A 10,597-nucleotide genomic window follows, 5' to 3' on the forward strand; every position below is an offset into this window, starting at 1 on the left:
AATTGGAGACCAGTTTCGCTCCATCACGTCTGGTCCGCCAGCTTCTCAAAGCTTTCTTCGATGGAGCGCGTATCCTGAATGCGCGCCAGCCGGGCGTAAAGCCCGTTGGCTCCGAGCAATTCCGCGTGCGTGCCGCGTTCGATGATCTCGCCGTGGCGTAGAACGAGGATTTGGTCTGCGTTTCGCACCGTGCTCAAACGATGAGCGATCACGAAACTGGTGCGGTTGGCCAGCAATCGTTCCAAAGCTTCCTGAATCAAGCGCTCGGTTGCGGTGTCCACGCTGGCGGTGGCCTCATCGAGAATCAGGATCGGGGCGTTCTTCAACAGTGCGCGGGCAATGCTGACACGCTGTTTTTCGCCCACGCTCAATTTCACGCCACGTTCGCCCACGCGGGAATCATAACCCCGCGGCAGTCGGCTGATGAACTCATGGCAGTTGGCCGCTTTGGCGGCTGCAATCAGATCTGCTTCGGTCGCGTCCAGTTTGCCATAGAGGATGTTCTCCCGCACGGTGCCGTTGAACAGAAACGCTTCCTGGCTGACAACGCTGATGTGCTCGCGCAAGGATTCAAGGCGCACGTTGCGAACATCCTGCCCATCGATCTGGATGCGGCCGCTGGTGGCTTCGTAGAACGCCGGCAGCAGATTGACCAGGGTGGATTTGCCTGCCCCGGTGGGGCCGACCAACGCAATCATTTGCCCGGGTAAAACATGGAGGTTGATGTCGTGAAGCACCTGCCGCACCTCTGCCTTGTCGGGTGACGTAAGGCGGTCGGCCTGCCTTGCCGACGGCTTGCTGCGCAGAATGCTTTCATAGTTGAAGCCGACCTGTTCGTAAACCACCTCGCCTCGCACCGGCAACCGCAGCGATTGCGTCCGGTCTGCGCGTTCTGGTTCGGCATCCAAGATGTCGAAAACGCGCGCCGCCGCGGCGCGTGCCGATTGCAGCATTTGATTCAGCCCATGCAAACGGCCGATCGGTTCATAAAAAAACATGCCGGCGTAGAGCATGAAGGCCACGAGCTGGCCGACGTCCATTTTGTGGGACAACACCTGGGCGCCGCCGACCCAGAGAATCAGGCCGATGCCGGCAGCTCCGATGAACTGCATGCCGGGCCCATACCAGGCCCAAGCGCGCATCACGACAAGGGTTCCCTGGCGCAAATCGTCGGCGCGGGCCGCGAAGCGTGCATCCTCGTGTTCCTGCCGTCCAAAGGCCTTGATTTGCCGGACGCCTTGGAGATCGTCCATGAGCAGTGCGTTCATTGCGCTCGAAGCTTCACGCTGGAGACGATAACGTTTGTGCGCGGTCAACGTATACCACAACGCGCCGCCAATCAGAAAGGGCAGGGGAATCAGCGCCACGGCGGTCAGCACCGGGCTGTAAAGAATCATAAAGACGATCGCGCCGGCAACGCTCAACAGGGCCACCGTGCCTTGCTCGGTGCCATCAATGAGCAATCGCTCGACGTTGTTCACGTCTTCTATGATGCGCGTCATCAAGTCGCCCGATGCGCGTTGATCAAACCAGGAAACCGGCAGGCGCTGCAGTCGCGCGAACACCTGGCGGCGCATGTCAAAAATGACGTTCTGTTCCAGCCGGTTGTTGATGCGAATGCGGATGCTGTTGAAGGTTTCGCGCAACAGAAATGCCAGTAACAGAGAAAGGGCCACTGGTGTGAGCAATTCATGGCGCCCGGCTTTGATGACGTCGTCGATGATGATCTTCGTCAGCTTTGGGTAGGCCATGCCGGCTGCCAGTGAAAACACGGCGCACAGCACTGTGCCGACCGACATCGCCTTGTAGGGGCGCAGGTAAACCGCAACGCGGCGGATCACCTCTCCACTCGGGCGCGGCGCGGATTTGAACGAGGGGTCGGTGTGGCTGGCGTGACGGTGATGGCTGCTCATGAAACGGGCAACGTGCGGCTCGATTGGGGCAAGTTCATCAAAATCAAACTATCGCACATTGCGGTCGAGAAATTCCACCATGGCCTTGCCGAACGGCGCCAGATCGCGTGGCGTGCGGCTCGAGATGAGATTCCCATCTACGACCACCGGTTCATTCACCCAGAGGGCGCCCGCATTCTCCAGGTCATCCTTGATGCCCAGCGAGCCCGTCGCGCGTTTGCCCTTGAGGATTTTGGCAGAAATCGGAATCCAGCCGCCATGGCATATAAAAGCCACCAGCTTTCCTTGCTCGAAGAACTCGTGGGTCAATGAAAGCACCTTGGCGTCCCGCCGCAATTTATCCGGCATAAAACCACCTGGCACCAGCAATCCGCAAAAGTTTTCGCTGCGCGCATCCTTCAGCAGCAGATCGCTTGCAGCCGGATAACCATGTTTGCCTGCATAAGTCCGCAGTTCTGGTCCGGCCACGCGCATGGCGTAGCCGGCCTCCTCAACTCGCAGCTTGGGATACCACAGTTCCAAATCCTCGTAGAGGTCATCCACGAACGTGAGCAGTGTTTTTTGCATGGAGAGAGTTATTGCCCAAATGTGCCAAACCGCAAGCGGCGAGTCGGCGGACGGGACGAAGGCGCCGGCTACTTCGCCTGCCGGGGGCGCTCGCCAAAAAGCGCGGTGCCGATGCGGACGATGGTGGCGCCCTCTTCGATGGCCACCTCGAAGTCGCCGCTCATGCCCATGCTGAGCTGCGCCAACGGTGCGCCGAGGAGGGCTTCGCAACGCTGCTGGAGTTCGCGCGCCTGGCGGAAAAACGGGCGCACCTGTTCGGCCACGGGCTTCCACGGCGGCACGGTCATCAAGCCGTGGATTTCGAGGCGCGGCAACGCATTGAGATCATTCAATTCGTCCAGCAACCGCCCGGGTGCATAACCAAACTTGCTGGCTTCACCGGCGAGATTGACTTCCAGCAGCACCGGCAGGCGCCTGCCCGCCTGTTCGCACCGCTTGTTCAACTCCTCGGCCAGCGCCAGGCTGTCCACGCTCTGAATCATTTCAAACAACTCTACGGCGTCGCGCGTCTTGTTGGATTGCAGGTGGCCGATGAAATGCCAGCGCAACTTGCCGGAGCACTGCGGGATTTTGGCCTTGGCCTCCTGCACCTTGTTTTCCCCGAAAAACACGAGGCCCAAATCTGCCGCGGCCTGCACGGTAGCGGGCGGATGTGTCTTGGTCACGGCCATGAGCGTGACGGAGGCGGGATCGCGGCGCGCGCGGTCACACGCGGCGGCGATGCGTTGTTGAATGCCGTTGAGGTTGCCAGCAAAGTCCACGGCCGAATCGTAAATCGTAAAGCCGGCGCCGTAAATTCCTACCTGCGCGCAAATGGTTGAAAGGACGTGACGGAACCGGCGCCGCGCGACAAACTCGCGCATGAATTATTGGCTGGTTAAATCAGAGCCCGACGCCTACGCGTGGGCCACGTTCGTCAAGGATGGCCGGACGGCCTGGACCGGGGTGCGCAATTTTGCCGCGCGAATCCACCTCCGCGCCATGAAGAAGGGCGACACGGTTTTTTACTATCACAGCAACGAGGGCAAGGAAGTGGTCGGCGTGGCGCGGGTCATCAAGGAATTCTATCCGGATGCCACGGCGGAGGAGGGGGACTGGTCGTGCGTGGATTTGCAGCCGGTGAAGCCGCTCGTCCAGCCGGTGACGCTGTCGCAGATCAAGGGCGACGCCGTCCTGAAGGAAATGCTGCTGGTAAGGCAATCGCGCCTTTCGGTGATGCCCGTTACGAAAGCGCAGGCCGAGCGATTGCTCAAGCTGGGCGGGACAAAACTTTGAAACGCGCGGGGGCGTTCAGCGCACATCGAGGCCAACGGCTTCGGACAGTTTTTTCAGCCCACAGCCGGTCAGCCGTTCCTGCAGGCCGGCGACGATCCGTTTCGGCAGCGTCGGCCCTTCGTAGATGAAGCCTGTGTAGAGCTGGATGAGGCTCGCGCCGGAAACAATTTTTTCCCACGCATCTTCCACCGTGAAAATGCCGCCCACGCCGATGATGGGCACCTTGCCCTGTGATTGTTTGAACAGATGACGGATGACTTCGGTGCTGCGGGCCCGCACCGGGCGGCCGCTGAGCCCGCCGGTTTCCGCATAGACTCGTTGCAATTCCGGGTCCGTTGCGGCGGGACGGCTGATGGTGGTGTTCGTCGCCACGAGTCCGGCCAGCTGACGCTCCGTCACGAGCGACAAAATGTCGTCCAACGCCTCGAAGGTGAGGTCCGGCGCCACTTTGACGAGAATGGGCTTGGGCGGCCGTTGCTTGGCGTTGTGCTGATTGACGTCCTGGAGCGCGAGCAGGATTTCGTTCAGCGCGGAGCGGTCCTGCAACTGCCGCAAGTTGGGCGTGTTGGGCGAACTGACATTGACCACAAAAAAGTCCGCGTAGGGCCAGAGCGTGCGAAACGAGCTGGCGTAATCTTGTGGCGCCTCGGTCAGCGGGGTGATTTTGGACTTGCCCAGATTGATGCCGATCGGGTGTGCGGGCCAGCGACCGATTTTGCGCCAGTGCTCCAGCTCCCTAGCGACCGCTTCCGCGCCGGGATTGTTGAAGCCCATGCGATTGATGATGGCTTCAGCCGTCGGCGCCCGGAAAATGCGGGGTTTGGGATTGCCCGGCTGGGCGTGCCACGTGACGGCGCCCAGTTCCGCGTGGCCAAACCCAAGCGCCTTCCACGCGGGGACGGCTTCCGCCGACTTGTCCATGCCGGCGGCCAGACCGACCGGATTGGGGAAGCGCAAACCGAAACATTCCACCGGCAGCGCTGCGGCACCGCAGACGGCTTCCATGGCTTCGGCACAAAAGGGGCTGCGGCTGGCTCGGCCCAGCCAGGTCATTGTCGAGGTGTGAACAGCTTCCGGGTCTCGTTGGAAAAACGCGGGGCGCACCAGCCGCCGGTAAAACCAGCTCATGCCCAAGTTTTGTGCGCGGCGTGCCGGCTGTCGAGGGGATTTCGCGCGACCAAGACACAGTGCCGCCGAAACTTTCCAAGTTCAGCAGCCGGAGCGTGCGCGTCAGCGGCAACGAGGAGGCGGCCGGTCAGGAAAACCGACCGACGGTGGAAGCTGTGGCGCTGGCCTGCACCACATGTTCGCCGTTGACGGGCTGCCGGCGCGCGGCGTCGAGCGCCTTTTTGTAGGTCGCCAGCGCGAGCAACGGCCACGCGTTGCGATACATGTCGTATTTCAAGTAGAACACCTTCGGGAAGCCTGTGCCGGTGATTTCGTCCTCGCTCCACGAGCCGTCGGCATTCTGTGTGCGGATCAGATAATCGATGCCGCGCTGCACGCTCGGGCGGAACGGGTCGCCGCCCGCGAGCAATCCCATGACGGCCCACGCGGATTGTGACGCAGTGCTCGGGCCCTGACCTTTGAACACGGGATCGTCGTAGGTGTTGCAGCGCTCGCCCCAGCCGCCATCCTCGTGCTGCACGCTTTCGAGCCAGGTGCGCGCTTTGCGCAACCACGGTTGCTGCATGTCGAGGTTGAGCGCGCGAAGGCCGCGCAACACCTGCCACGTGCCGTAAATGTAGTTCACGCCCCAGCGGCCATACCACGAGCCATCGTCTTCCTGTTGTCCGCGGATGTAGCTGAGCGCGCGCTGAATTTGCGGGTGGCTGACCGGGAATCCCTCGTAGCCGAGCAATTCAAGGATGCGTGCCGTGATGTCGGCGCACTCGGGGTCGAGCATCGCGTTGTGATCGGCGAACGGCACTTTTTCCAGAATGTTCTTGGTGCAATCCTTGTCGAAGGCCGCCCAGCCGCCGTCCTTGCACTGAAAGGTCAGCATCCAGTTCAGGCCGCGCTTGAAGCATTCGTCACGATTGTCAGGGTTGTCAGTCGGCACCTGGCGCAGCGCCAGCAGGACCATGGCGGTGTCGTCCACGTCCGGATTCCACTTGTTGTCGAACTCGAACACCCAGCCGCTGGGTTCCACCTTCACCGGGTTCTTGTGAATCCAGTCGCCCCGGAACCGGATTTCCTTGTTCATGATCCATTCCGCGGCGCGTTTGAGCCGGGGATCGTCGGCGGGAACGCCTGATTCGCGCAGGCACAACAGCACGATGGCGCTGTCCCAGACCGGGCTGAAGCACGGTTCAATCCGCACGCTGTCGGCGGTTTCGTGCTGGAGATTTTTCAGGTGCCGCCACTCGCGTTGCAGGATGGGATTCGTGTCCGAGTAGCCGAGCGCCTTGAGGGCGATGACGGAGTTCAGCATGGCCGGGAAAATGGCGGCCAGGCCTTCCGAGCCTTCGAAGCGTTCCAGCATCCATTGTTCGGCCTTTTTTAGCGCCAGCCGGCGGAACGGGTGAATGCCGTGCCGGGCAAACTTCTCGGCAAACTTGTGCAGGCGGTCGAGCCACAGGAAAAAATTGCGCCACGTCACCGCTTCGGGATCCGGCGGCAGGGCGAGATCACGTTCGTGGATGCCTTCCGGATACAACTCATCGAGGTCGATGCCCTGTTTCGGCTCGCGGGTGGGGCGGAAGTGATTAATGATGGCCAGGGGCACGAGCATGGCCCGGCTCCAGTTGCTCATCTCCCAGAAGTTGACGTGAAACCATTTGCCGATCAGCAGGACTTCGCAGGGAATGGTCGGCACGTAATCCCACGGGAACAGGCCGAGCAATGCAAGGTAGAGTTTGGAGAACGTGTTCATCCGCGGCACGCCACCCAGGCTGAGGGCCATGGCGCGCGCCTTGAGCATGCGATGGTCGGTCACCGGCACACCCGCAAGTTTCAGCGCGAGGTAAGCCTTGATGGTCGCATTCACCTCGGCCGGACCACCGTGGTAAATGTTCCAGCCGCCGTCGGAAAGTTGTTTGCTGAAGATGTGATTGACGGCTTTGCGCTGCCATTCCGGGTCCATGTCGCCCGCCCAGTGATGGTAGGCGACCATGTCCGCCACCAAGGTCACATCGACCATCAATTCGCCCACCCAGTAGCCTTCGGGCCTCTGGACGCTCAGCAAATAGTTCTGCGACCGCGTGATTGCGGCCGCCAAGGCGTCCGGCGACACCGCTGGCACAGGAGGGGTGACGGTGGTGAATCCGGAACGAATCTCCGACATTGAACTAACTGACACGGCGGTAATTTGTGAATGGGGCGAGAGGCTGTAAAGGCTTTAATCGCCGGCGCCCGCCGGGCAAACACTCCAGATGCACACGGCAAACTTCCCCTTGAACTTTTGGGTTCCCACCTTAGCTTTGCCCGCCATGATTCTGGATTTCGTCAAAATGAACGGCGCGGGGAATGACTTCGTGCTCTATGACAACCGTTTGCGCTCCGTCAACCTCACGCCCGCGCAAGTCGTCCGGATTTGCGACCGTCATCGCGGCGTCGGCGCGGACGGTGTGATCGGGCTGGTCCCGTGCGATTCCGGCAAGGCGGGCTGGGCTTGGGAATTCTGGAACAGCGACGGCAGCCCGGCCGAAATGTGCGGCAATGGGGCGCGCTGTTTCGCGCGCTACGTGCAGCGTCTCGTCGGTGGCGCGGAGATGATCACCTTCGAAACCACGGCCGGCATTATTTCCGCCCAGTTTCGGGGTGAACTCGTCAGCGTCAACCTGACCGTGCCCAAGGATGAGCGCCTCAACATGAAAGTGCCCCTGACCAGTGCAGGCGAAACGGTCATTCATTCGATCAATACCGGCGTGCCGCACGCCGTCATCTTCGTTCCGGACGCAGACAAGGCCATGCTGGCCAGTGTTGGCCCCGAAGTCCGGCGGCATGCCGTGTTCGGCCCGCGCGGCACCAACGTCAACTTCGTCCAGGTGCTCGGGCCGGGCAGCATTCGCGTCCGCACCTTTGAGCGCGGGGTCGAGGGCGAGACGCTTGCGTGCGGCACCGGCGTGGCCGCCTCCGCGTTGATTGCGTCCAAAGTCCACCAGTTCACCTCACCCGTGAAAGTGCGCGTGCAGGGTGGCGATGAACTGGAAGTGAGCTTCAGCACCAGCAACGGCGTCATCAACGACGTCCGGTTGCGCGGGCCGGCGGATTTCTGTTTCTACGGCCGCATTGAAATCTGATCCCTACCAGCGGGACAGTCCGTTGCATCATTTTTCAGTCTCGCCAAGGGGCGCGTGATGCCGGATTGTATCCGTTGCATTTTTTGAATCATGTTTACCGGCACCTACACTGCGATTGTGACGCCGTTCAAGCACGGCAAGGTTGACGAATCCGCGCTGGAACAGCTTGTGAAGCGCCAGGTCAAGGCGGGCGTCGAGGGGCTCGTCCCGGTGGGCACCACCGGCGAGTCGCCCACGCTCGATTACGACGAGCACATCCGCGTGGTGGAAATCGTCGTCAACGTCGCGGCTGGCCGGGTCAAGGTCATGGCCGGCACGGGCGGCAATTCGACCACGGAGGCGATTCACCTGACCCAGCGGGCGGAAGCCGGCGGCGCGGATGGCTCGTTGCAGGTGGCCCCTTACTACAACAAGCCCAGCCAGGAAGGGCTGTTCCAGCACTTCCGCGCCGTGGCCCGCAGCACCAAACTGCCCATCATGCTTTACAGCATCCCCGGGCGCTGCGGCATTGAGATTGGCGTGGACACGGTCAAGCGTCTGGCCGAAGCCTGCCCGAACATTGTCGGCATCAAGGAGGCGGGCGGTTCGTGCGATCGCGTCAGCCAGTTGCGCGCCGCCTGCGGGCCCAGGTTTGAAATCCTCAGCGGTGACGATTCGCTCACGCTCCCCTTCATGAGTGTCGGCGCACAAGGCGTCATCAGCGTGGCCTCCAACGTGATCCCGCGTGAAGTGGCGACGATGGTGCGTGCCTTTGCCAAAGGCGACGTGGGGGCCGCCCAAAAACTGCACGCAAAGTATTACCCGATTTTCAAGGATCTGTTTATCGAAACCAACCCGGTGCCGGTCAAGGCGGCGCTCGCGTTGCAGGGACTCATCGCCGAGGAATATCGTTTGCCGCTCGTGCCGATGACGGCGGCGAACCGCATCAAGCTGGTCAAAACCCTCAAGGCGTGCGGGGCTCTCAAGTCATGAGCGCCACCAAGGTCATCATCGTTGGCGCCAAAGGCCGCATGGGGCAGGCCTTGCTGAGCTGTGTCGCCCGCAATCCCGCCATTGAAGTGATTGGTGCGGTGGACCAGGGCGACGACCTGGCCGCGCTCGTGGGGCGGTGTGATGCGGTGATTGAGTTTAGCTTCCACACGGCCACGTTGCCGGTGGCCCAATTGTGCGCCGCCCATGGCAAGGCGCTCGTCGTCGGCACGACCGGTCATACCACTGCGGAGAAGGGGGCCATCACGGCGTTGCAGTCGCGCATTCCGATGGTGATGGCCTCGAACTATTCCACCGGCGTGAACACCCTGTTCTGGTTGACGCGCAAGGCGGCCGAGATTTTGGGCCCGAGTTTCGACCTGGAAGTGGTCGAAATGCATCATCGCATGAAGAAGGATGCCCCGAGCGGCACGGCGACTTCGCTGCTCGAAATCCTCGCCGACGTCCGCAAGCTCCAGCTCGACCAGGCCCTGCGGCATGGCCGCCAGGGCATCACGGGCGAACGCACCAGCAACGAAATCGGCATCCACGCGTTGCGCGGCGGGGACGTCGTGGGGGATCACACCGTCATCTTTGCCGCCAACGGTGAGCGGGTGGAGCTCACGCACAAGGCGTCCAGCCGCGACACCTTCGCCAACGGCGCACTGCGGGCCGCCACCTGGGTCGTCACCCAGCGCCCCGGCCTTTACAACATGCAGGACGTGCTGGGGCTCAAATAGGCCGCCGCCGGCCGTTCGCATGGGCTCGACTGCGCCATCGGAAGTCTTCATTGCGCTGGGATCCAACTTGGGCGATTCCGCGCGCCTCCTCACGGAGGCCATGACCCGGCTCCAGTCGTGGTCGGCAGAACCCCTGCGCCGGTCTTCGCTGTGGCAAAGTGATCCGGTTGATTGCCCGCCGGATTCGCCTCCGTTCCTCAATGCCGTCGTCGGTTTGTCGCCGTTGCCCGGCGAAACGCCCGAATCGCTGCTCGAAAAGCTCCGGCAAACGGAGATCGAGTTTGGGCGGCGTCCCAAACAGGTTCACAACGAGGCGCGCCCGCTTGATTTGGACATCATTTCATTCGGCGAGGAAACGCGCAGCAGTCTCGCACTGACGCTCCCTCATCCCCGGGCACATCTGCGTGGATTCGTTTTGGAACCCCTGGCGGAAATAGCCCCGGAACTGATCCTGCCCGGCCAGGCGCAATCAGTCGCCCAACTGGCGCAGCGGCTGCGCCCAACGCAACGTCTGCAACGCCTCCCGGTCGGCCAAACAAGCTGAGCGCATTTCCAGCGGTGGACACCACCACGCCACCGGCGCCCCAAGCCCGGAGCAATTGCACGCCTTACTGCAACGACATGGCATGGAGCTGCCCGGGCTTTGACCGGACGGCGACCGCTCGCATACGCCTGACTGGCATTCGGCGAGAAATTTCCGACTCGCGAAGCCACTGTGTCGGTTGACGAAGCGATTTTGCTCACTGACAAAATGACTTTGTTTTGTCGCAAAGTCATTTTGTCAGGGCACGAAACGACGTTGCGAGGGCACGAAACGACGTTGCGAGGGCACGAAACGACGTTGCGAGGGCACGAAACGACGTTGCGAGGGCACGAAACGACGTTGCGA

General features: G+C 61.8%; 10 protein-coding genes. 5 read left to right on the plus strand and 5 right to left on the minus strand.

Annotated features, from left to right (window positions below):
• Positions 1-23: 23 nt before the first annotated feature.
• The 3 genes from VFV96_13435 to VFV96_13445 form a co-directional block, all read right to left on the minus strand.
• A complete protein-coding gene (locus tag VFV96_13435) occupies positions 24-1,913 on the minus strand; it encodes an ABC transporter ATP-binding protein (protein ID HEU5071400.1) in 1,890 nt (629 codons plus the stop codon).
• A gap of 48 nt (positions 1,914-1,961) precedes the next feature.
• Entirely contained in the window at positions 1,962-2,480 is a 519-nt protein-coding gene (locus VFV96_13440) for a type 1 glutamine amidotransferase domain-containing protein (GenBank protein ID HEU5071401.1), read from the minus strand.
• 68 nt (positions 2,481-2,548) lie between these two features.
• A complete protein-coding gene (locus VFV96_13445) occupies positions 2,549-3,343 on the minus strand; it encodes a YggS family pyridoxal phosphate-dependent enzyme (GenBank protein HEU5071402.1) in 795 nt (264 codons plus the stop codon).
• Here VFV96_13445 and VFV96_13450 point away from each other — a divergent pair.
• Positions 3,342-3,755: an EVE domain-containing protein gene (locus VFV96_13450; protein HEU5071403.1), complete on the plus strand. Its 414-nt coding sequence runs from the start codon at positions 3,342-3,344 to the stop codon at positions 3,753-3,755. The two genes, VFV96_13445 and VFV96_13450, sit on opposite strands and share 2 nt — an antisense overlap.
• Before the next feature lie 15 nt (positions 3,756-3,770).
• Here VFV96_13450 and VFV96_13455 read toward each other — a convergent pair whose 3' ends face one another.
• Together VFV96_13455 and shc are read right to left on the minus strand one after the other, a co-directional pair.
• Positions 3,771-4,883 (minus strand): quinone-dependent dihydroorotate dehydrogenase, encoded by a 1,113-nt coding sequence (locus VFV96_13455; protein HEU5071404.1) that lies wholly within the window; start codon positions 4,881-4,883, stop codon positions 3,771-3,773.
• Between the two features lie 127 nt (positions 4,884-5,010).
• On the minus strand, positions 5,011-7,056 hold the full coding sequence (gene shc / locus VFV96_13460) for a squalene--hopene cyclase (protein ID HEU5071405.1): 2,046 nt from the start codon (positions 7,054-7,056) through the stop codon (positions 5,011-5,013).
• A gap of 130 nt (positions 7,057-7,186) precedes the next feature.
• Here shc and dapF point away from each other — a divergent pair, with 130 nt between their 5' ends.
• The 4 genes from dapF (at position 7,187) to folK (ending at position 10,252) form a co-directional block, all read left to right on the plus strand.
• Entirely contained in the window at positions 7,187-7,999 is an 813-nt protein-coding gene (gene dapF / locus VFV96_13465; protein HEU5071406.1) for a diaminopimelate epimerase, read from the plus strand.
• Positions 8,000-8,089: 90 nt separating this feature from the next.
• Complete coding sequence (gene dapA / locus VFV96_13470; protein ID HEU5071407.1) at positions 8,090-8,971, plus strand: 4-hydroxy-tetrahydrodipicolinate synthase; 882 nt, start codon at positions 8,090-8,092, stop codon at positions 8,969-8,971.
• Positions 8,968-9,708, plus strand: a complete 741-nt coding sequence (dapB, locus tag VFV96_13475) for a 4-hydroxy-tetrahydrodipicolinate reductase (GenBank protein HEU5071408.1) — start codon at positions 8,968-8,970, stop codon at positions 9,706-9,708. The genes dapA and dapB overlap by 4 nt, the downstream gene beginning before the upstream one ends.
• A 19-nt stretch (positions 9,709-9,727) precedes the next feature.
• Positions 9,728-10,252 carry a 2-amino-4-hydroxy-6-hydroxymethyldihydropteridine diphosphokinase gene (folK, locus tag VFV96_13480; GenBank protein ID HEU5071409.1) on the plus strand — a complete coding sequence of 175 codons (525 nt, stop codon included), beginning with the start codon at positions 9,728-9,730 and terminating at the stop codon, positions 10,250-10,252.
• The last annotated feature ends 345 nt before the right edge of the window (positions 10,253-10,597 follow it).

The organism is Verrucomicrobiia bacterium, from assembly GCA_035765895.1.
Classification (GTDB): domain Bacteria; phylum Verrucomicrobiota; class Verrucomicrobiia; order Limisphaerales; family DSYF01; genus DSYF01.

Coding starts and splice junctions, on each gene's coding strand:
- VFV96_13435 (HEU5071400.1), bottom strand. CDS start 1,913: ATGAGCAGCCATCACCGTCACGCCAGCCACACCGACCCCTCGTTCAAA.
- VFV96_13440 (HEU5071401.1), bottom strand. CDS start 2,480: ATGCAAAAAACACTGCTCACGTTCGTGGATGACCTCTACGAGGATTTG.
- VFV96_13450 (HEU5071403.1), top strand. CDS start 3,342: ATGAATTATTGGCTGGTTAAATCAGAGCCCGACGCCTACGCGTGGGCC.
- VFV96_13445 (HEU5071402.1), bottom strand. CDS start 3,343: ATGCGCGAGTTTGTCGCGCGGCGCCGGTTCCGTCACGTCCTTTCAACC.
- VFV96_13455 (HEU5071404.1), bottom strand. CDS start 4,883: ATGAGCTGGTTTTACCGGCGGCTGGTGCGCCCCGCGTTTTTCCAACGA.
- dapF (HEU5071406.1), top strand. CDS start 7,187: ATGATTCTGGATTTCGTCAAAATGAACGGCGCGGGGAATGACTTCGTG.
- dapA (HEU5071407.1), top strand. CDS start 8,090: ATGTTTACCGGCACCTACACTGCGATTGTGACGCCGTTCAAGCACGGC.
- dapB (HEU5071408.1), top strand. CDS start 8,968: ATGAGCGCCACCAAGGTCATCATCGTTGGCGCCAAAGGCCGCATGGGG.
- folK (HEU5071409.1), top strand. CDS start 9,728: ATGGGCTCGACTGCGCCATCGGAAGTCTTCATTGCGCTGGGATCCAAC.